This window comes from Sinobaca sp. TMA16-18 (assembly GCF_059510535.1).
Window position 1 is genome coordinate 40,392 of record NZ_JCAKFM010000013.1, and the last position, 20,240, is coordinate 60,631.

Below are 20,240 nucleotides of genomic sequence, written 5' to 3' on the forward strand. Positions count from 1 at the left end.
TGTATATTCAACCAGCATGTAAAGTATCCTGCTTGTATATGATAATTTCCATTACATTCATGTTTCCGTCTGTTTTTAGTCAATAAAAAAACAACCGCTTATTTCGTCTCTCGATGAAGAGTGTGCGCATTGCAGTGTTTGCAAAACTTCTTCATCTCAATGCGGTGTGTCTGCGTTTGTTTGTTCTTTTCTGTTATGTGGTTTCTAGATAAACAAGTCGTACACGCTAAGCCTACCTTCTCCCGCATTAAGTGCCTCCTTGAATCTCTTCACGTGGATTGCATACGCTCAGTTAATTTATCATATCAGGAGGCCATTGTCAATGCAGCCTGGTACCCCCCCTCTCTTTTCCTGACATAAAAAAAGAACCGGGTCGAAGTATTTCGCGCCGGTTCTTCTTATTTTAACCAGGAGAGTCATTAAGGCTTAAATACCTGGGCGGCTTCTACCGCTTTCTTCCATCCTTTATAGAGACTGTCTCTAGTTTCTGTTGTCATTGCAGGTTTAAAGAGTTTATCCTGATTCCACTGCTCTGCAATTTCGCTCTTATCTTTCCAGAACCCGATCGCAAGTCCAGCAAGGTACGCTGCACCAAGCGCCGTTGTTTCGTTCACGCCGGGACGTTCCACCGGCACATTAAGAATATCGCTTTGAAACTGCATTAAGAATTCATTTGTTACAGCGCCTCCATCCACACGGAGTGTCCTTACTTCAATATTGGAGTCTGCTTCCATTGCGGCAAGAACATCCTTCGTCTGGTAGGCAAGCGATTCAAGCGTAGCTCGTACAAAGTGTTCTTTTTCCGTGCCTCTTGTGATGCCAAATACTGCACCGCGCATTTCACTGTCCCAATACGGGGTACCCAGACCAACAAAAGCCGGTACAACATACACGCCTTCTGTGGAATCCACCCGCTCTGCATAGCGCTCACTGGCTGCAGCGTCACTGAACATACGAAGGCCATCGCGGAGCCATTGAATAGCGGAACCTGCTACGAAAATACTTCCTTCCAGGGCATATTCGACTTTTCCATCGATTCCCCAGGCAATCGTTGTCAGCAGGCCGTGATCAGAAGACACTGCCTTTTCCCCTGTATTCATCAACATAAAGCACCCGGTGCCGTACGTGTTCTTCGCCATTCCTTTCTCAAAGCAGGCCTGTCCAAATAATGCCGCCTGCTGATCCCCGGCTACGCCGGCTATTGGAATTTCCTGGCCGAAGAAATGATAGTCGATGGTTTTGCCATACACTTCTGAAGAAGGCTTTACTTCCGGCAGCATCTGCTTAGGAATGTCCAAAATCTTCAATAGTTCATCATCCCACTGCAGATCGTAAATGTTATAAATTAATGTTCTGGACGCGTTTGTATAGTCTGTTACGTGCTCTTTGCCGCCGGTCAGCTTCCAAATGAGCCAGGTGTCCATCGTACCAAAAAGAAGGTCGCCGTTTTCTGCTTTTTCTCTTGCTCCTTCTACATTATCCAAAATCCATTTGATTTTCGTACCGGAAAAATAAGCATCAATTAACAGGCCGGTTTTGTTGCGGAAGGTCTCGTTATGCCCCTGCTCTTTAAGCTCATTACATATGTCCATTGTCTGTCTGGACTGCCATACGATAGCGTGGTAAACAGGCTTGCCTGTATGCTTATCCCAGACAACGGTTGTTTCACGCTGGTTTGTAATACCAATACCGGCCACCTGCTCTGCAGAAATATCATTTTCCGAAAGGACCTGCGCCACGCAGGCAAGCACTGAGCTCCAGATTTCCTGAGCGTTATGTTCCACCCAGCCGGATTTTGGGAAATATTGTTTAAATTCACGCTGGGACGTTCCTACAATTAATCCTTTTTTATTAAATAAAATAGCCCTCGAACTCGTCGTCCCTTGATCAATTGCCATAATATACTTGTCTGCCATTTCTATGTCCCCCTCAGTTTAGTTTTGTGTTTTCGTATTGCCATGCTGAGAACGCTGAGCGCGCGCCCCAATAAAGTATACAGCTGCGAGAAAAATGATGGTGAAAATAGAATAACCTACAAACAAAGCCGTACCGGCCTCTGTAAATATTACCTGATATAAACAGGCTCCAAACATGCCTCCGGTTATTGGCCCGACAATCGGTATCCAGGCGTACTGCCAGTTCGAATCGCGCTTGCCTTCAATAGGGAGCAGAAAGTGAGCAATTCTCGGTCCAAGGTCACGCGCCGGATTAATAGCATATCCTGTCGGCCCGCCAAGTGAAATACCAATAGCTACGATCAGAAGTCCGACAATTAAAGGATTTAAACCCTCACTGAATTCATTGGCACCAATCGTTAGCAGCCCGACAATCAAGACAGCGGTTCCAATAAATTCACTAAGTACGTTGGAGAATGGGTGTGGAATAGCAGGGTCTGTAGCAAATACACCCAGTTTCACATTCGGATCATCCGTTGCTTTAAAATGCTGTAGAAAGTGAAAATAAACAACAACACCGCCTAAAAAGGCTCCTAGAAGCTGTCCGGCTACATAAGTAGCGACCATACTCCATGGAAATTCCCCAATCAGAGCGAAACTTAATGTTACGGCAGGATTTACGTGAGCATCTGTAAACTGCCCAACCGCGTACACAGCCAGCATAACCCCAAGACCCCAGCCGATAGCGACTACTATCCATCCGCCGTTCTGTGCTTTAGATTTGTTCAAGTTTACATTGGCTACTACACCACCTCCAAAAATAATTAAAATCATTGTGCCGAATGCTTCGGCGACGAATTCGAACATCGTTAGCCTCCTCGTTTATCGTACATCCATTTCCGCCTTATGTTTCTATAATTTGGAAATTGGATAGAGCAAAAAACCGCACACTCCTCTAAAGTAGGAAATGTACGGTTATCATGGACTCCATCCGCTGTTTAACTTGTAGGTTTATCTTAACAACGCAGGAAAGCGCTGTCAATGGAAATAATAATAACAGCCCATTTTCAACAAATGAGGCTTTTCATTTCAACATATTTTTCCATTTTCCGCTTCACCCGCTGAAGCGCATTGTCGATTGACTTTATATGACGGTTAAGCTCCATCGATATTTCCTGATAGGATTTTCCGTCCAGATAAAGAGCAAGCACACGTTGTTCAAAATCACTTAAAATTTCGTTAATCTTCTCTTCAATATCAGAAAATGCTTCCTGATTGATGAGTAATTCTTCAGGGTTGCTGAATTTGGACACACAAACGACGTCTAACAGCGTCCGTTCGGATTCTTCGTCGTATAATGGTTTATCAAGTGATATATACGAATTCAAAGGTCCGTGTTTCTGCCTGGTTGCTGTCTTGATGGCGGTAATAATCTGCCTTGTCACACAAAGCTCTGCAAATGCCCTGAATGAGGACAGCTTTTCACTATTGAAATCCCGGATTGCTTTGTATAAGCCAATCATGCCTTCCTGGACGATATCATCATGATCTCCACCGATAAGAAAGTAGGATTTCGACTTGGCCCGTACAAAACCTTTGTACTTATTAATAAGCAGTTCCTGGGATACAACGTCACCAATTTTTGCTTTCGCTACCAGCATCTCGTCTGCATTTGTCTCAAAATACCGATGTTTTAATTCCTTGAGGTCTGCACCCAATACAATCCCTCCGCCCTTCATAAATCAAATATGTGTAGAAAAAGCCGGCCTGCCGTACAGGACCTTTGTTTCCAATACTTGGTGTTTAGCGAAGTGATACAAAAGGAGCTTAAAAAAAGTAATTTTTTCCTTTTTTAAGCTTGTAACTTATGACATAAAAGACAATTGAAATTCTCTAAATAATTGCACTTATCAAAATTTAATATAAATCCAGTATATAGTAATGTTCACAAAAGCGTCAATACTTCATCTGTCTCCACGCCGCCATTTATCAAAAATTTTTGTCAATTCATCTGACAAAGGCAGTTCCGACCGCTTATTTTCTTCTCGTTGTTCCCGTACCCGTTTGGCAATTCCTTCTTTTACGACCTGCATTTCCAGGCGCAGTTCCCTGGATGACTTGCGGAGGGCTCCGCTTCCAAATATGTGGGACTGCTCGGCATAATCGGAAGTAGCCACATGTACTCTTGTTTCCACATTTTTTAGTTCGCTGACGAGACGTTCAATTCGTTCGTCAGCGGTTTCTTTTTCTTTTGTATAAATAATATCAAGAAGAAAGTCATGATATTTCTTTCCCAGTCCCGGTACCATATGCGCGTCAAAGATTACTTTAACCGTCCAGCCTTTAAATGCCTGATATTCCGCCATGTCCTGAATCAGCTTATCTCTGGCTCCTGCCAGATCATATTCTTTCAGTTCTTTGAGTTCCGGCCAATCTCCGATAACGTTATAGCCGTCCACTAACAGAATATCTTTCATCGGGCAGAGCTGCCTTTAGGATTGCGGCTTCGGTACACTTCATAAATAAGAAGACTGGCTGCCACGGAGGCATTCAAGGAGGTAACATGCCCTTTCATAGGGATTTCCACTAAGAAATCACACGTTTCTTTTACGAGCCTGCTGATCCCTTTTCCTTCACTGCCGATCACAAGAGCAAGCGGCATATCTGCCTGCATCTGCCGGTAATCTTCTTTTGCTGAAGCATCGGTCCCTGCTATCCATACACCTCTGTCTTTTAAGTCCTTCATCGTTCGAACCAGATTGGTTACTCTCGCTACGGGGATATGTTCAATCGCGCCGGTTGATGTTTTCGCTACCGTCTGAGTGAGGCTGACCGACCGTCTTTTTGGAATAATCACCCCGTGCACGCCGGCAGCATCCGCTGTCCTCAGAATAGACCCTAAGTTATGCGGGTCTTCGATCTCATCAAGGATAAGAAAAAACGGATCTTCTCCGGCTTTATCTGCTTTTGCAAACAAATCTTCCATTTCTGCATAGCTGTAGGCCGCTACGGAGGCCACTATTCCCTGATGCTTTTGATTTCCACTGAGATCATCCAGCTTTTTTCTTGGGGCACTTTGCACGAGCACGCCTTTTTCTTTTGCCGCTTCCTGTACAGCAAGGGTCTGGGCTTTTCCCGTCCCTTCGGCCAGCCATATTTTATTAATATCCCTGCCGGCTTTTAAAGCTTCCAGCACTGCATTTTTTCCGGAAATCCACTCTTCCATTATTTATCCGCCTCTCCACCTGCTGTTGACATTTCAATAGCAAATGCAATAATTTCTTCCATTCGTTCTGTTTGATTCTGAAAATACAAATAGCCGAGAAGCGCCTCAAATGCCGTACTCTTTTTGTAGATAGAGACGTCAACATTTTTAGGAACACTTCCCGATTTGGCGTTTCTCCCTCTTTTTGAAATCCGGTCTTCTTCCTCACTCAGCTGTTCGTTGTCCCACAGTTCCTGGATTACTTTTGCCTGGGAGTTGGCTGAGACGTAGGAAACTGCCTGAGAATGAAGACGGTGCGGCCGCACTTTCCCCTCGGCAATTAAATACTGACGAATGTACAAATCCAGAACAGCATCGCCCATATAAGCAAGAGCGAGGGCATTGAGCTGCTTTGCATCTATTTTTTTGCGTAACGTTTCCAGCATAGCCCTACTCCCTTTTCCAACGGATACCCTGAGGTGTGTCTTCCAGTATAATCCCCATGTTTTTCAACTGATCCCGTATCTCATCCGCTCTTGCGAAATCTTTGGATTTTCTGGCTGTTGTTCTTTCCTCTATTAATTGTTCAATGTCTTCATCCAACAGCTGCTCTTCAGCTTCCATCGGCACGCTCAGGATCTTTCCTAATTCAGTAATGGTGGAAATAAACGTTTCAAGAGCCAGCTTGGAAGAATGCGGTTCCTGCAGATACTGATTAGCCGCTTTCGCCAAGTCAAAAAGAACGCTCACTGCATTGGCTGTGTTAAAATCATCATCCATCTCTTTAAGAAAAGCCTGCTTCTTTTCTGCAGCCAGCGCAAGCCACGGCTTTGCTTCTCCCAGATCCGCGCTCTCTTTCATCCGGTGCTTTAAGTTGCGCACCGTAGTCTGAATCCGCTCCAATCCGCTTTTTGCACTTTCCAGCAGCGATTCACTGAAATTAAGCGGGCTCCGGTAATGAGACTGCAGAATAAAAAAGCGGATCACTTCCGGCTTGTGGTGCTTAACTAAGTCATGAACCAGAATGAAGTTGCCCAGGGACTTGGACATTTTTTCGTTGTCAATCTGAATATAGCCGTTGTGCATCCAGTAGTTGGCCATCTTTTTTTCATTCAATGCCTCCGACTGTGCCAGTTCATTTTCATGGTGGGGGAAAGAAAGATCCTGGCCTCCGGCATGAATATCAATCGTATCCCCGAGGTATTTCTTTACCATGGCAGAACACTCAATATGCCAGCCGGGACGTCCTTCTCCCCATGGGCTTTTCCAGGAAATCTCATCAGGCTTTGCCGCTTTCCACAGCGCAAAATCCAGTGGATCTTTCTTTTTATCGCCTACTTCAATACGGGCTCCCGCCTGCAGGTCTTCAATCGACTGGGTCGAAAGCTGGCCGTAATTCTTAAAGGAACGTGTATGAAAGTATACATCTCCCTGCGATTCGTAGGCATAGCCTTTTTCAATCAGCAAGGCAATAAACGTAATGATTTCGGGCATTGTGTCCATCACTCTCGGATGAAGATCTGCCTTTTTCACCCCTAATGCTGCGGTATCTTCATGATACGCTTCAATAAATTTCTCTGCCAGCGCCGGAACCTCTTCTCCCAGCTCTTTAGCTGCCCGAATAATTTTGTCATCTACATCCGTAAAATTAGACATATACTGGACTTCGTAGCCGGAATACGTTAAATACTGACGGATCATATCAAACACAATAGCCGGCCGGGCATTGCCTATATGAATATAGTTGTATACAGTAGGGCCGCATACATACATTTTGACTGTGTTCCCCTCGAGCGGAACAAATTTTTCTTTTTTTCGTGACAGCGTATTATATAAATGGATTGCCATTATCTTTCTCTCCCCTGTGATGAACGGACCGTTTCCGTCTGCGTATATGCTTCTAGTTCTTTTTTCAGCTGTGTCAGTTCCTGTTCCAATTCTTTAAATCGGTCAGCCACCGGGTCCGGAAGGTTACTATGATCAAGTCCATCCTGCTCTACTTTAATTCCATTTTGTACGACGACCCGGCCGGGTATTCCTACTACGGTGGAATTGGCCGGCACTTCTTTTAAGACAACGGACCCTGCACCGATACGGGAATGCTGGCCAATGGTCATAGAACCGAGAATTTTTGCTCCAGTGGCGATTAACACATGATCTTCAATGGTGGGATGTCGTTTTCCTTTTTCTTTTCCCGTTCCACCGAGTGTCACTCCCTGATAAATTGTCACATTGTCCCCGATTTCGCATGTTTCACCTATCACTACACCCATTCCGTGGTCAATAAATAAACGCTGACCGATAACTGCCCCCGGATGGATTTCAATTCCTGTAATAAAACGGCTGAACTGGGAAAGCAGCCGGGCGAGAAAATACAGCTTGCGCTTCCACATCCAATGAGCGATTCGGTGAAACCAAATAGCATGGACGCCGGAATACGTCAGCACTACTTCAATTCTGCCTCTTGCAGCCGGGTCTTGATCGAACACAACATCAATATCATTTTTAAACGTTCTCCACATACTAATCTGTCTCCCTTCCTCTTGCGCTGCACCACTAATGAAAAAGAGCGTCTCTGTGCCCTCGGCACAGAGACGCTCTCGCGTGGTTCCACTCTGTTTTAAGAGCACTGTTTTCGGCTCTTCTTCATGATGTCATAACGGCATCGCTGCCGCTTCTGCCTACTTTATTCAACAGAAGGCTCCGGGAGGCATGTTCAGAAACTTTTTCCAAAACCACTCTCAGCCTGTGTGGTTTTCTCTGTATAGAAAAGCGTTTCATACTTTTTCCCATCTATGCTCTACTTATAAAATTACGATACGTGAACCGCCTGTTCCAAGCGTTTCTGCACGGTTTCTTTTCCGAGCAGTGCAATAGTATTCGGCAGATCCGGTCCGTGGGCCTGGCCTGTGACTGCTATGCGTATCGGCATAAATAAATTTTTACCTTTTTGGCCTGTTGCTTTCTGCGTTGCTTTGATAGCAGTTTTGATTTCCTGCGGCTCAAATGTGTCCAGCGCCTCAAGTTCTTCAGAGAACTGCTTCAGCACTTCCGGCACCGCTTCTCCACTAAGCACTGTCTGTGCTTCTTCATTATACGAAATTTCTTCTTTAAAAAACAAGTCCGTCAGCTCAACCAGTTCTGCTGCGTAATGCATCTGCTCCTGATATAAAGCAACGAGCTGCGTAATCCATTCGTATTCTTCTTTTGAAGGATTTTCCGATACCCGGCCCGCTTTTTGCAGATGAGGGAGGGCCAGAACAGTCAGCCGATCTACGTCGGCTTTCTTCACGTACTGATTGTTCATCCATGCCAGCTTATCTTTATCAAAAACGGCAGGCGCCTTGGAAACACGGTCGAGCGTGAACTGCTTCTCAAGTTCCTTCAGGTCAAACAATTCTTCTTCTCCTACCGGCGACCAGCCAAGAAGCGCGAGGAAGTTTACCAGTGCTTCCGGGAGGTATCCCAGATCTTTGTACTGCTCGACAAACTGAATGATTGATTCATCCCGCTTGCTCATTTTCTGGCGGTCCGGATTTAAGATTAAAGACGCGTGAGCAAACGTCGGCTTTTCCCAGCCGAAAGCTTCAAATAATAATGCCTGGCGCGGAGCATTGGATAAGTGCTCTTCTCCCCGGATCACATGGCTGATTTCCATTAAATAGTCATCAATGACTACAGCAAAGTTGTAGGTGGGAATTCTGTCCCGTCTGGCTATAACAAAATCACCGATACCATCCGTTTCAAATGTTACATTTCCCCGTACGGCATCTTCTACTACTACGTTTCGTCCCTGCGGTACTTTAAAACGGACAACCGGCTTTAAGCCCTGGTCCTCATAAGCTTTCTGCTGTTCCGGTGTCAAGTCGCGGTCGCGTCCGCTGTATTTAGGAGCTTCTCCTTTAGCCAGCTGGGCTTCTCTTTCTTTTTCCAGATCTGCTTCTGTCATATAGTCATAGTATGCTTTTCCTTCGTCAAGCAGCTGCTGAAGGTGCTTCTCATACGTATCCAAACGTTCCATGGAGCGGTAGGGCTCGTGCGGGCCGCCGATATCCATACTTTCATCCCACTCGATGCCGAGCCATTTCATGCTCTCCATTAACTTTTCCGTAGCATCTTCTACATTGCGGGCCTGGTCGGTATCTTCAATCCGAATAACAAACTTCCCGCCCTGGCTTTTTGCATATAGATAATTAAATAAAGCCGAACGTGCTCCGCCGATATGAAGATGTCCTGTAGGGCTTGGTGCAAATCTTACTCTTACTTCCCTGCTCATGCCATGATCCCCTCTCTTATTACGCTTGTTCTTTTAACAACACTACCGCATGGGCTGCAATGCCTTCTTCTCTGCCTGTAAATCCAAGCTTTTCCGTTGTAGTTGCTTTCACATTCACCTGGGACACGTCTGCTTTTGTAATTTGGGCAATCCGTTCCCGCATGCTTTGAATATGAGGAGCCATTTTAGGTTTTTCAGCTAATATCGTGCCATCTATGTTTCCAATCTGATACCCGCGCTCTGTGACGGTTTCCATCACTTTTTCAAGCAGTACGGCAGAATCAGCATCTTTAAACGCCTGATCGGTGTCGGGAAAGTGTTTACCAATATCTCCTTCTCCAATCGCGCCCAATATAGCATCCGTTACCGCATGAAGCAGCACGTCCGCGTCGGAGTGCCCGATCAGCCCTTTGCTGTGCGGAACGGTTACGCCCCCTATAATAAGTGGACGAGACGCATCCAGCTGGTGTACATCAAATCCGTGTCCAATTCTCATGTATTATTCCCCTCGTCTTTTCTGTAAAATGCCGATTGCCGTGATCATATCTTCTGGTGTCGTGAGCTTGATATTATCATAGCCCCCTTCCACGATATGAACCGGATGCCCCATTTTTTCTACGAGGCTGGTGTCGTCGGTGCCAACAATCTTCTGCTCCTCTGCTCTCCGGTAGGCTTCCAGTACGATAGGAAGGTGAAAAGCCTGTGGCGTCTGGACAGCCCAGAGGCTGCTGCGGTCAATCGTTTCAATGACCAGGCCGTTCGCTGCACGCTTGACCGTATCTTTCATGCGTACACCTAAAACGGCAGCACCGGTTTCCGAAGCTTTTTGGACAAGGTCTTTCAGGCGGGAAGCCTCAATGAACGGACGGGCCCCGTCATGGACGAGAACAATGCCTTCATCTTTTAACACTTTGAGTCCTTCGTAGACGCTGTCCTGTCTTTCTTTTCCCCCTGCAATCACATCGGTAACTTTTTTTATGTTCCATTTTTCAAATAACACGCGCATATCAGTAATTTCTGATGGATTAGCTACAACAATTATTCTGACACAGTTCGGATCCTTTTCAAAAACAGAAACCGTGTGAATAATAAGAGGTCGGTCCTCCAGCATCAAAAATTGCTTATTATGGCCTGCTCCCATTCGTTTTCCTTGTCCCGCTGCCGGAATTACTACCGCATACTTCATAAAACCTCTCCAATTACATGCTTTTATCATTACGTAAAGTCCCATATTATAATACACTTGTTAGCGGCAGGAAAGCAATGGTGTATCTTCTCCGTCCTCTATGCTCTCTGCCCGAACGGAGTGTATGTTTATCTGCCTGTATAAAAAAATCCTGCCCGGCGGCCGCAGCGGCTGCATGGCAGGAAAGGGCGTTATAACGCTTTTTCTATTAATTTAGGTTTTGCAAAAATCATCCGGCCGGCACTCGTTTGAAGCACGCTGGTTACGAGCACCTGCAGCGTTTTTCCAATATAGTCCCGCCCGCCTTCGACGACAATCATCGTTCCATCGTCTAAATAGGCCACGCCTTGATTATGTTCTTTTCCATCTTTAATCACCTGCACAGCTAATTCCTCGCCCGGCAGAAGCACCGGTTTTACAGCGTTGGCCAAATCATTAATATTGAGCACCGCCACGCCCTGCAGGTCGCAGACTTTATTTAAATTAAAATCATTTGTCACAACGATGCCTTCTCTTACTTTAGCCAGCTTCACGAGCTTGCTGTCGACTTCCTGTATGTCCTCGAAGTCTCCTTCGAAAATTTCCACTTCATTATCAAGCTCTTTTTGGATGCGGTTTAAAATATCAAGACCGCGTCTTCCGCGATTACGCTTTAACACGTCCGAAGAATCGGCAATATGCTGCAGCTCTTCGAGCACAAATTCCGGAATAACCATTTTCCCTTCAATAAATCCGGTCTGGCAGATATCAGCAATTCGTCCATCAATAATAACGCTTGTGTCGAGAATTTTGTCTTTGCTTCCCCAGCCAGCAGCAACTTCCGGTTTTTCTTTATCCTTCTCTGCGTTACGGGTGGAAGTAAAAAGACCCATCAGCTCATCTTTTTTCTTAAATCCAAGCTGAAAGCCGAAATACCCGAGAAAAAAGCTGATAAATCCAGGCAGTACCGAATTTACTACAGGAATCTGAAGGGTGTTCAGCTGAATCGTAACCAAAAACGCAATAAATAAGCCAAAAACCAGCCCAAGTGTTCCAAATAAAACATCTGTAATAGGCGCACGTAAGATAGCTTCTTCCAGCCGCTTCATCCATTTTACAATGTAGTCCGCAAGCCAAAAAGTAGCTCCAAAGAAAATAACCGCCCCTACTATACCACCAATATACGGGCTGGCCAGCCACGTAGGAATCGATGTAAGATTAAATAAAAATATAATATCAGGAATAAAAATAAATCCCAGCGTAGCCCCAGCCAAAATCAAAAAAAGCTGTACAATAAGTCGTAACACCGTGCCATCCACCTCCTTATTAGAATAAATACCCTAATTTCTTTGTTTTACTACTAGTTTATACATGTCTTTCTAAAAATAACTGTTCCTGGATCTGCTGCAGGCCCTCTTTAATCTTCTTCGCCCTGGCACTTCCAATTCCTTCAATTTCGTCCAGTTCCTCAATGGTTGATTCGGTAATCAGCGAGAGGCTTCCATATCCCTGCACGACATTTTCAATAATATATGGAGGAAGGCGCTTAATTTTATTTAAAATGCGATAGCCGCGCGGGGATATCGACTGATCTTGTATAGTAGCTGCCTCTGGGTGTCCTAGTACTCTCATTATTACGTTATCGTTGAGCAGTTCGTTTCGGTTCAATTTGGAAAGTCCTTTTAATACCGCTTCCGGACTGGTATGGGGATCTCTAACATAATCTTTGATAAGGTCATTTGTTTCCTGTTCCATACCGGCCAGCAGTTCATCAAGCTGCATTGTAATCAGACGACCTTCCGTACCTAGTTCGAGCACATAATTAAGAATTTCCTCTTTAATGCGCAACACAAGTTCTGCCCGGTGGAGCACCTGGGCGATATCCTGAAACGAAACAGTTTCTTCAAATTCCAGTGCCCCGAGATTAATGATGCTTTGATCCAAAGCCGATTTGTATTTATCAAGGGTTTGAATGCCCTGGTTGGCTTTTGTTAAAATCATTTCCATTTCGCGCAGGGAATAGCGGTGTTCCCCTTTATAAAGAGTAATAACCCTTCGTCTCTGCGATACGGAAACGACCAGGCTGCCGGTCTGCTTTGCCACACGCTGGGCTGTCCGGTGGCGGATACCGGTTTCACTCGAAGGGATATCATTATTGGGAACAAGCTGAGTATTGGCATATAAAATTTTAGCACCGTCCGCTGTTAAAATAATCGCGCCGTCCATTTTGGAAAGCTCATATAAATACGCAGGGGAAAACGCGCAGTTAATGTAAAAGCCGCCATCTACCATTTCTTTCAGCTGATCTGTATATCCTAAAACTATAAGCCCTCCTGTGTTGGCTCTAAGCACATTGTCTATACCACGCCTTAATTCAGTCCCTGGAGCAATATAGCGCAGCACCTCTCTCATAAATGTATGACGGCTTTCTTCCATTTCTATGACCTCCATGATCTGTTTCTTCCTTTTCTGCAGACATTACCTGGATATGGCTGTATCCAGTGCTTCTTCTAATGTCGTGACACCTATGACTTTTATTTTAGCAGGAGGCGTCCAGCCGTCCATATTTTTTTTGGGGATAATAGCTCTCGTGAAACCAAGCTTAGCGGCTTCCCGCACTCTTTCTTCAATTCTCGATACCCGACGAATTTCACCCGTTAAGCCAATTTCGCCGATAACAATATCTCCCGGATACGTAGCGTGATTTCGAAAACTCGACGCAATGCTGACCGCAATTCCGAGATCAACTGCGGGTTCGTCCAGCTTTACTCCGCCGGCAACATTTATATATGCATCCTGATTTTGAAGCAGCATGCCGAGGCGTTTTTCAAGCACCGCCATTAAGAGAGCAATACGATTCTGATCCACGCCTGTTGCGGTACGCCTTGGGTAAGCAAAACTCGACGGCGCGATCAAAGCCTGCATTTCCACTAGAATCGGCCGGGTGCCTTCCAACGAAGCAACAACGACAGATCCTGCCATCCCATTCGTGCGTTCTTCCAGGAAAATCTCCGACGGATTTTTCACTTCTTCCAGCCCGGCTTCTTTCATTTCAAAAATACCAATCTCATTTGTAGAGCCAAATCTATTTTTTACGGCCCGGAGAATCCGAAACGTATGATGCCGTTCTCCTTCAAAATACAACACTGAATCCACCATGTGTTCAAGCAGCTTTGGTCCGGCAATGGAACCTTGTTTTGTAACGTGTCCGACAATAAATATTGCAATATTACGGCTTTTGGCAATTCTCATAAAGGCAGAAGTTGATTCTCTGACCTGGGCCACACTCCCCGGCGCCGAGGTGACGGCCGGCTGATGAACCGTTTGAATGGAATCAATAATAACCAGATCCGGTTTGATATTATCTATCGCTTTTTCGATATAATCCATGTCGGTCTCCGCGTATACGTACAGCGTATCTGACGTCACGTGAAGCCTGTCAGCCCGGAGCTTTGTCTGTTTGATCGATTCTTCCCCTGAAATGTACAGTACTTTTTTCTGCCTGGCTGCCAAAATGGCAGAAACCTGCAGCAGCAGGGTCGATTTACCAATACCCGGATCTCCCCCTACCAGCACAAGCGAGCCTGGAACAATTCCGCCTCCAAGCACCCGGTTTAATTCTTCCATGGACGTTTTAATACGAGGCTCCTGATCTCCTGCTATTTTGGTAATGGATTGAGGCTGCTGGTTATTGTTTTCATTAAATGACCGACGCTCTCCCTTGCCGGCAGAAGGAGTCTCCATTTCTTCCACGAGCGTATTCCACTGATTGCAAGAAGGACAGCGTCCCATCCATTTGGTCGTTTCGTATCCACATTCCTGACAGACGAATTTTGTTTTTGTTTTGGCCATATATACTCTCCCGTTCTCTTAGGTGTACGTTTTTATAACCTTAAGCATGCTTTGTGATGAAAAAAACTGTCCGTAGTGCGAACACGCACTTCCGGACAGTTGTTCCAGGAAAACTGTTTTATGCTTTCGCTCCTGATTTTGTATCCACGATGAATTCTCCGTCTTGTACGTCAATAACAACGGTGCTTCCTTTTTCAATCGTTCCACGCAGAAGCTCCTCTGAGAGGCGGTCTTCAACGTTCTTTTGAAGCGAGCGGCGCAGTGGTCTTGCTCCGTACTCCGGATCGTACCCTTCGTCTGCAATTTTCTGCTGAGCGCTTTGAGTAAGATCAAAAACAATGCCTTGTTCAGCAACACGCTTTTTCAGTTCAGCAGCCATGAGGACAATAATTTTTTCAATGTGCTCTTTTTCCAGGCTGTGGAACACAATAATTTCATCAATACGGTTTAAGAATTCCGGGCGGAATGTATTTTTTAATTCTCCCATAACCTTATCACGCATATTATTATAATCTTTGTTTTCATCTGTGTGCGTAGTAAAACCAACGTACTTGTTCTTCTTCAGCATGCTCGCACCGACGTTTGATGTCATGATAATAGCCGTGTTTCTAAAATCGACTCTGCGGCCCTTGGAATCGGTAAGAAAACCATCTTCAAGCACCTGCAGCAGAATATTAAATACTTCAGGGTGGGCTTTCTCAATTTCATCCAGCAGGATAACAGAGTATGGATTGCGGCGTACTTTCTCTGTAAGCTGTCCGCCGTCTTCATATCCTACATAGCCTGGAGGAGAACCGACCAAACGTGAAGTGGAGTGGCGTTCCATGTACTCGGACATGTCTATCCGAATAACGGATTCCTCGTCGCCGAACAGTGTTTCAGAAACGGCACGGGCCAGTTCAGTTTTACCAACACCGGTAGGGCCAAGGAAAATAAAGGAACCAATTGGGCGTTTCGGATCTTTCAGTCCGGCTCTTGCTCTTCTGACCGCTTTGGAAACAGCTTTTACTGCTTCATCCTGGCCAATGACACGGCCGTGGAGGATTTCTTCCATTCTTAAGAGGCGGTCGGTTTCTTCTTCTGCCACTTTTGAAACAGGAATACCAGTCCAGCTTGCAACGATTTGTGCAATATCTTCTGTCGTTACTTCCGTGTTTTCCTGGCCCTGCTTTTCTTTCCATTTGTTTTTCATGTCTTCTACTTCTTCACGCAGGCGCTGTTCGCTGTCACGAAGAGATGCTGCCTTTTCGAACTCCTGGCTCTGGACAGCCGCATCTTTTTCTTTTCTTGTTTCTTCAAGGTTCTGCTCCAGCTCTTTAAGGTTTGGAGGAGCTGTATAGGAGCGAAGCCTCACTCTTGAAGCTGCTTCATCAATCAGGTCGATCGCTTTGTCCGGCAGGAAGCGATCCGGAATATAGCGGTCAGACAGCTTTACAGCTTCTGCAATCGCATCATCGGTGATTTTTACGCGGTGATGAGCTTCGTAACGGTCGCGCAGTCCGGCAAGGATCTGAACGGACTCGTCTGTAGTCGGCTCATTTACTTGAATAGGCTGGAAACGACGTTCAAGTGCCGCATCTTTTTCAATATACTTTCTATATTCATCTAAAGTGGTTGCACCGATACACTGCAGTTCTCCACGTGCAAGAGAAGGCTTTAAGATGTTCGATGCATCAATAGCACCTTCCGCTCCACCGGCACCAATTAAAGTGTGCAGCTCGTCAATGAACAAAATAACATTCTGTGACTGACGGATTTCTTCCATTACTTTTTTAAGACGATCTTCAAATTCCCCTCTATATTTAGTTCCAGCTACAACGGTACCCATATCCAGAGTCATAACCCGCTTGTTGCGGAGAATTTCCGGTACTTCGTTAGCAATAATAGACTGGGCGAGACCCTCTGCAATGGCTGTCTTACCAACACCCGGCTCCCCAATAAGGACCGGGTTGTTTTTTGTACGCCGGCTCAATACCTGAATAACACGTTCAATTTCTTTGCTTCTGCCGATAACCGGATCCAGTCCTTCTTCTTTGGCTACAGCTGTAAGATCACGTGCGAGGCTGTCAAGCGTCGGCGTGCTTGCATTGGATGCGCCGGTGCCTGATGGCTGCTGCTGGTTCCCTGAGCCGTCATTGCTTCCAAGAAGCTGAAGCACCTGCTGACGGGCTTTATTAAGGCTGACGCCAAGATTATTTAAGACCCTGGCTGCTACTCCTTCGCCTTCGCGGATTAATCCAAGCAGGATGTGCTCTGTCCCTACATAGGAATGACCAAGCTTTCTTGCCTCATCCATAGACAGCTCAATAACTTTTTTAGCACGCGGCGTGTAATGAATGGTTTTAGAACCTTCCTGGCTTGAACCAATTAAGGCTTCTACTTCTTTTTGTATTTGATCTGTTCCCAGATTAAGAGCCTGAAGGGCTTTGGCGGCAATACCTTCACCTTCCCGAATCAAACCCAGTAAAATATGCTCTGTGCCAATATTATTATGGCCAAGGCGAATGGCTTCTTCTTGCGCGAGGGCTAGTACTTTCTGTGCCCTTTCTGTAAATCGTCCGAACATCATATATCCATGCACCTCCGTAGGTTAGTTAAGTTCTTTAGTTGATTGTACCTAATATATAAAAATAAATCTTCTATTTGAATTAAAAACGCAGGAAGAATAGCTGAACCCGGTTAACGCGGTTCTATTTTCATACGTTCCCTGATTAAAGAAGCCCGCCTCACGTCCCGCTCTTTAGCTTCGAGTGGACGATCCGCATATTGCTGCAGAAATCCAGGCTGCATAAGAATCATCAGCTCATTTAGAATATTACCCTTTATATCGTTTATTAAATCAAGGTCAATACCAAGTTTCACATCAGATAAGCGTTTTGCGGCTTCTTTTGTCTCTATAATCCGGCTGTTTGATAATATTCCATACGATCGGAAAATACGGTCTTCTATTTGAATACGGGACGTCTTAAGAACCGAACGCCTTGCTTCGTATTCCTGTTCAATAATTTGGAGTACGATTCCCTGGAGATCCTCGACAATGTCTTCTTCTGATTTTCCGAGGGTCGTTTGGTTGGAAATCTGAAAAAGGTTTCCAAGCGCTTCGCTTCCTTCCCCGTAAATACCCCGGACTACAAAACCAAGCTGGTTAATAGCCGGCAGGAACCGGTTCAAAGCTTTCGTCATCACAAGCGCGGGCAGATGCATCATCACCGATGCTCTCATCCCTGTGCCGACATTCGTCGGGCAGCTCGTCAGGAAGCCTCGTTTTTCATCAAACGCATACGTGACTTTGCTTTCCACCCAGTCGTCGAGTTCATTGGCAAAGCGCAGGCCTTCTTCTGGTTGAAACCCTGGAAACAAACACTGTATTCTTAAGTGGTCTTCTTCATTCACCATTAAGCTGACCGATTCTTTTTCATTTAAAAGAACCGCTCCAGCTGTACTGCGCTCTGCAAGATGAGGACTGATTAGATGCTTTTCCACCAGCATCTTTTTTTCATTTTTAGAAAGCTCTTCCATATTCAACAGCTCCAGGCTGCCTGCAAAGCTTTCCCTGCTTTCGGTTAGTTCTTTGGAAACAAAACCTCTCAGCGTTTCTGCCGAGTGCTCGGAAGAAATAATAGGAAATGGATAATCATTAAGATTTCTGGCAAACCGAATTCTTGTACTTAATACAATATCCTTCTCTGCTCCGCTCTCTTCTTTCATCCACGGGCTCAGCGCATTTGATATGAACCGTTCCAGAGACATCAGCTTTCCTCTCCTTTCGGTTTCATCTGCCGTTCAAGCTCTTTAATGTGGTCGCGAATCGAGGCGGCTTTTTCAAATTCTTCTTTTGCCACCAGGTCTTTCAGTTTTTGACGCTCTTCATCGATTTCACGCTGGACCTGCATTTGAGCTCCGGACCGTTTAGGTATTTTTCCGTGGTGGCGGAGGTTTCCGCTGTGTACTTTCTTAAAAATCGGATCCAGCTTTGCTTCAAAAGCTTCGTAACAGTTCGTGCAGCCGAAACGCCCGGTTTTTACAAACCGCTCATAAGACAAGCCGCAGTTATCACACACCAGCGGCTTTGGGGCTTTAGTGTAGGGAGCTGAATTATCGTTTTTTAATGGTTTATCAAATTTTAAAATACCAGAAAGCAGATCGTGGATTGAATAGCTGTTCGTTCCATGAATTGTTTCTCCTTTTTCCCGGGCGCACTCTTCACATAAATGAACTTCTGTTTTCTGACCATTTACTATTTTAGTAAAATGAAGGCTGGCTTGTCTCTGCTGGCATTCCTGACAAAGCATGGCTGAGCCCTCCTTTCTGTAGTAAGCTTATCGATATCGAAGGCTTTGAAGCATGGCTTTTAATAAATGGGCTCTAAGAAAATCTCTTTCTTCCGGATCTTTTAAGGCAAGTACCGTGCGGTCTACGGCAGAAAGCATAATATTAGCCTCTCTTTTGGAAATAGCTTCCTCTTCAAATAGTCTCATTAAAATACTTTCAGCAGATACTTGATCCACCTTGCTTCCAATCAGTTCAACAATCTGATCGACCAATTCTACATGGTCATCTACTTTAATACGGATAATACGGATATACCCGCCGCCGCCTCGTTTACTCTCCACAACATATCCTTTTTCAATTGTAAAACGAGTACTAATAACATAATTAATCTGTGAAGGCACGCACTCAAACTGCTTGGCCAGTTCACTTCTTTTTATTTCAATTAAATCTTTCTCGCTCTGTGTCAACGTTTGTTTAAGGTAGTGCTCAATAATATCTGATATATTCTTCACTGGTTTACCCTCCTGTCCGCTGCCGTTATAGGGTCTAACGCGTAACAATAACAAGGTATTGACCTTGACTATCTTTGACTTTAATATAATACAAATACATAGCTATTTCAAGTTATAGTCATTGTAACTTCGACTTCCACCGTTCCACTCTGAGAATAGAGCGCCTCATATAGGTCAGCCTGCTTTACAGAACGAGGGACTTCTACATGAAGGGTAAAGATTCTCGTCGATTTCCCCTCGTCAATTTTTTGCTCTTTTACTTTTGTCACCGCTACTTTTTGCTTTTCAAGGGCTTGAATAATATCACCCAACGAACCTGCATATTTATACATAGTGACTGTAATAGAATTCGATGCGGAAAATGGCCGAAACATACGGTCCACTTTATTTAATAAAAGAAGACTGAGCAGTACGATCAGCGTAGCAAAAGCGGCTGGAATGTACATACCAGCACCGGCTGCAAGACCAATAGCCGCAACCACCCAAATGGAGGCAGCGGTTGTCAGTCCCTTAATAGAGGCGCCCTGTACAATAATCGTTCCAGCTCCCAAAAAACCTACCCCACTAATCACATAAGACGCAAGCCTGGACGGATCATACGCGACAACATCTTCATTTACACGAAGATAATCCTGAAAGCCGAACAGAGCCATAATCATAACAAGGCACGCACCGGTTCCCACCAGCATATGCGTTCGAAAGCCCGCGGGATGACGCTTTATCTCTCGCTCTATTCCAATTACACCAGCTAAAGCGGCGGCTGCCAAAAGCCGGATAAAGATAACAACCAGATCATAATTGAAGATAGACTCCATACTAAGTCCCCCGTTCTCTGCTGTGCATGTGCAAAACAATGAAAGCTCTATATAAATGAAAGTATAGTATAAAAGAACATATAAAAAAAGCACTCTTCCCAAAAGGGAAAAGTGCTTGCATTGGCCCGGCAGCGTCCTACTTTCACAGGGGGTCGCCCCCCAATTATCATCAGCGCACAAGAGCTTAACTTCCGTGTTCGGCATGGGAACGGGTGGGACCTCTTGGCTATCGTCACCGGACGGGTGGT

Annotated in this window: 20 protein-coding genes, 1 rRNA gene and 1 other annotated feature; all 21 genes read right to left on the minus strand. The window is 45.2% G+C overall.

Features of this window, described 5'->3' with window-relative positions:
• Window positions 1-98: 98 nt before the first annotated feature.
• Window positions 99-248, minus strand: coding sequence for a 50S ribosomal protein L33 (rpmG, locus tag AC5W14_RS16310; protein WP_120194569.1), 150 nt, complete (start codon window positions 246-248; stop codon window positions 99-101).
• Between the two features lie 171 nt (window positions 249-419).
• Complete coding sequence (glpK, locus tag AC5W14_RS16315) at window positions 420-1,916, minus strand: glycerol kinase GlpK (protein ID WP_496060612.1); 1,497 nt, start codon at window positions 1,914-1,916, stop codon at window positions 420-422.
• Window positions 1,917-1,934: 18 nt separating this feature from the next.
• On the minus strand, window positions 1,935-2,762 hold the full coding sequence (locus AC5W14_RS16320; RefSeq protein ID WP_496060613.1) for an MIP/aquaporin family protein: 828 nt from the start codon (window positions 2,760-2,762) through the stop codon (window positions 1,935-1,937).
• Window positions 2,763-2,962: 200 nt separating this feature from the next.
• Complete coding sequence (sigH, locus tag AC5W14_RS16325; protein WP_496060614.1) at window positions 2,963-3,634, minus strand: RNA polymerase sporulation sigma factor SigH; 672 nt, start codon at window positions 3,632-3,634, stop codon at window positions 2,963-2,965.
• A 225-nt stretch (window positions 3,635-3,859) separates the two neighbouring features.
• Window positions 3,860-4,372, minus strand: a complete 513-nt coding sequence (locus tag AC5W14_RS16330; RefSeq protein ID WP_496060615.1) for an NYN domain-containing protein — start codon at window positions 4,370-4,372, stop codon at window positions 3,860-3,862.
• Window positions 4,369-5,121 carry a 23S rRNA (guanosine(2251)-2'-O)-methyltransferase RlmB gene (rlmB, locus tag AC5W14_RS16335; RefSeq protein ID WP_496194999.1) on the minus strand — a complete coding sequence of 251 codons (753 nt, stop codon included), beginning with the start codon at window positions 5,119-5,121 and terminating at the stop codon, window positions 4,369-4,371. The genes AC5W14_RS16330 and rlmB overlap by 4 nt, the downstream gene beginning before the upstream one ends.
• Window positions 5,121-5,546, minus strand: a complete 426-nt coding sequence (locus tag AC5W14_RS16340) for a Mini-ribonuclease 3 (protein WP_496060617.1) — start codon at window positions 5,544-5,546, stop codon at window positions 5,121-5,123. Before AC5W14_RS16340 ends, rlmB begins: the two co-directional genes overlap by 1 nt.
• A 4-nt stretch (window positions 5,547-5,550) precedes the next feature.
• On the minus strand, window positions 5,551-6,948 hold the full coding sequence (gene cysS / locus AC5W14_RS16345; RefSeq protein WP_496060618.1) for a cysteine--tRNA ligase: 1,398 nt from the start codon (window positions 6,946-6,948) through the stop codon (window positions 5,551-5,553).
• On the minus strand, window positions 6,948-7,622 hold the full coding sequence (cysE, locus tag AC5W14_RS16350; RefSeq protein ID WP_496060619.1) for a serine O-acetyltransferase: 675 nt from the start codon (window positions 7,620-7,622) through the stop codon (window positions 6,948-6,950). Before cysE ends, cysS begins: the two co-directional genes overlap by 1 nt.
• A 65-nt stretch (window positions 7,623-7,687) precedes the next feature.
• Window positions 7,688-7,905, minus strand: a binding site (T-box leader).
• 7 nt (window positions 7,906-7,912) lie between these two features.
• A complete protein-coding gene (gene gltX, locus AC5W14_RS16355) occupies window positions 7,913-9,376 on the minus strand; it encodes a glutamate--tRNA ligase (RefSeq protein WP_496060620.1) in 1,464 nt (487 codons plus the stop codon).
• 19 nt (window positions 9,377-9,395) lie between these two features.
• Window positions 9,396-9,872, minus strand: a complete 477-nt coding sequence (gene ispF / locus AC5W14_RS16360; protein ID WP_496060621.1) for a 2-C-methyl-D-erythritol 2,4-cyclodiphosphate synthase — start codon at window positions 9,870-9,872, stop codon at window positions 9,396-9,398.
• A 3-nt stretch (window positions 9,873-9,875) separates the two neighbouring features.
• Window positions 9,876-10,562: a 2-C-methyl-D-erythritol 4-phosphate cytidylyltransferase gene (ispD, locus tag AC5W14_RS16365; protein WP_496060622.1), complete on the minus strand. Its 687-nt coding sequence runs from the start codon at window positions 10,560-10,562 to the stop codon at window positions 9,876-9,878.
• 191 nt (window positions 10,563-10,753) lie between these two features.
• On the minus strand, window positions 10,754-11,848 hold the full coding sequence (locus tag AC5W14_RS16370; RefSeq protein WP_496060623.1) for a PIN/TRAM domain-containing protein: 1,095 nt from the start codon (window positions 11,846-11,848) through the stop codon (window positions 10,754-10,756).
• Between the two features lie 58 nt (window positions 11,849-11,906).
• Complete coding sequence (disA, locus tag AC5W14_RS16375; RefSeq protein WP_496060624.1) at window positions 11,907-12,992, minus strand: DNA integrity scanning diadenylate cyclase DisA; 1,086 nt, start codon at window positions 12,990-12,992, stop codon at window positions 11,907-11,909.
• A gap of 27 nt (window positions 12,993-13,019) precedes the next feature.
• Window positions 13,020-14,393, minus strand: a complete 1,374-nt coding sequence (radA, locus tag AC5W14_RS16380; protein ID WP_496060625.1) for a DNA repair protein RadA — start codon at window positions 14,391-14,393, stop codon at window positions 13,020-13,022.
• A gap of 118 nt (window positions 14,394-14,511) precedes the next feature.
• Window positions 14,512-16,962 carry an ATP-dependent protease ATP-binding subunit ClpC gene (gene clpC / locus AC5W14_RS16385; RefSeq protein ID WP_496060626.1) on the minus strand — a complete coding sequence of 817 codons (2,451 nt, stop codon included), beginning with the start codon at window positions 16,960-16,962 and terminating at the stop codon, window positions 14,512-14,514.
• Window positions 16,963-17,072: 110 nt separating this feature from the next.
• Window positions 17,073-18,143: a protein-arginine kinase McsB gene (mcsB, locus tag AC5W14_RS16390; protein ID WP_496060627.1), complete on the minus strand. Its 1,071-nt coding sequence runs from the start codon at window positions 18,141-18,143 to the stop codon at window positions 17,073-17,075.
• Complete coding sequence (gene mcsA, locus AC5W14_RS16395; RefSeq protein WP_496195000.1) at window positions 18,143-18,685, minus strand: protein-arginine kinase activator protein McsA; 543 nt, start codon at window positions 18,683-18,685, stop codon at window positions 18,143-18,145. The genes mcsB and mcsA overlap by 1 nt, the downstream gene beginning before the upstream one ends.
• A 27-nt stretch (window positions 18,686-18,712) precedes the next feature.
• The gene (locus AC5W14_RS16400) at window positions 18,713-19,177 is read right to left on the minus strand and encodes a CtsR family transcriptional regulator (protein WP_496060629.1); all 465 of its coding nucleotides are present in this window, start codon (window positions 19,175-19,177) and stop codon (window positions 18,713-18,715) included.
• Between the two features lie 107 nt (window positions 19,178-19,284).
• Window positions 19,285-19,992 (minus strand): MgtC/SapB family protein, encoded by a 708-nt coding sequence (locus AC5W14_RS16405; RefSeq protein ID WP_496195001.1) that lies wholly within the window; start codon window positions 19,990-19,992, stop codon window positions 19,285-19,287.
• Window positions 19,993-20,115: 123 nt separating this feature from the next.
• Window positions 20,116-20,232 (minus strand): 5S ribosomal RNA (gene rrf / locus AC5W14_RS16410).
• Window positions 20,233-20,240: the final 8 nt, after the last annotated feature.

What these genes read in the sequence shown, in the direction of transcription:
- clpC (WP_496060626.1), bottom strand. Translation starts at nt 16,962, where the DNA reads ATGATGTTCGGACGATTTACAGAAAGGGCACAGAAAGTACTAGCCCTC.
- rlmB (WP_496194999.1), bottom strand. Translation starts at nt 5,121, where the DNA reads ATGGAAGAGTGGATTTCCGGAAAAAATGCAGTGCTGGAAGCTTTAAAA.
- mcsB (WP_496060627.1), bottom strand. Translation starts at nt 18,143, where the DNA reads ATGTCTCTGGAACGGTTCATATCAAATGCGCTGAGCCCGTGGATGAAA.
- gltX (WP_496060620.1), bottom strand. Translation starts at nt 9,376, where the DNA reads ATGAGCAGGGAAGTAAGAGTAAGATTTGCACCAAGCCCTACAGGACAT.
- mcsA (WP_496195000.1), bottom strand. Translation starts at nt 18,685, where the DNA reads ATGCTTTGTCAGGAATGCCAGCAGAGACAAGCCAGCCTTCATTTTACT.
- ispD (WP_496060622.1), bottom strand. Translation starts at nt 10,562, where the DNA reads ATGAAGTATGCGGTAGTAATTCCGGCAGCGGGACAAGGAAAACGAATG.
- sigH (WP_496060614.1), bottom strand. Translation starts at nt 3,634, where the DNA reads ATGAAGGGCGGAGGGATTGTATTGGGTGCAGACCTCAAGGAATTAAAA.
- cysS (WP_496060618.1), bottom strand. Translation starts at nt 6,948, where the DNA reads ATGGCAATCCATTTATATAATACGCTGTCACGAAAAAAAGAAAAATTT.
- rpmG (WP_120194569.1), bottom strand. Translation starts at nt 248, where the DNA reads ATGCGGGAGAAGGTAGGCTTAGCGTGTACGACTTGTTTATCTAGAAAC.
- radA (WP_496060625.1), bottom strand. Translation starts at nt 14,393, where the DNA reads ATGGCCAAAACAAAAACAAAATTCGTCTGTCAGGAATGTGGATACGAA.
- AC5W14_RS16330 (WP_496060615.1), bottom strand. Translation starts at nt 4,372, where the DNA reads ATGAAAGATATTCTGTTAGTGGACGGCTATAACGTTATCGGAGATTGG.
- glpK (WP_496060612.1), bottom strand. Translation starts at nt 1,916, where the DNA reads ATGGCAGACAAGTATATTATGGCAATTGATCAAGGGACGACGAGTTCG.
- AC5W14_RS16320 (WP_496060613.1), bottom strand. Translation starts at nt 2,762, where the DNA reads ATGTTCGAATTCGTCGCCGAAGCATTCGGCACAATGATTTTAATTATT.
- AC5W14_RS16405 (WP_496195001.1), bottom strand. Translation starts at nt 19,992, where the DNA reads ATGGAGTCTATCTTCAATTATGATCTGGTTGTTATCTTTATCCGGCTT.
- disA (WP_496060624.1), bottom strand. Translation starts at nt 12,992, where the DNA reads ATGGAGGTCATAGAAATGGAAGAAAGCCGTCATACATTTATGAGAGAG.
- cysE (WP_496060619.1), bottom strand. Translation starts at nt 7,622, where the DNA reads ATGTGGAGAACGTTTAAAAATGATATTGATGTTGTGTTCGATCAAGAC.
- AC5W14_RS16340 (WP_496060617.1), bottom strand. Translation starts at nt 5,546, where the DNA reads ATGCTGGAAACGTTACGCAAAAAAATAGATGCAAAGCAGCTCAATGCC.
- ispF (WP_496060621.1), bottom strand. Translation starts at nt 9,872, where the DNA reads ATGAGAATTGGACACGGATTTGATGTACACCAGCTGGATGCGTCTCGT.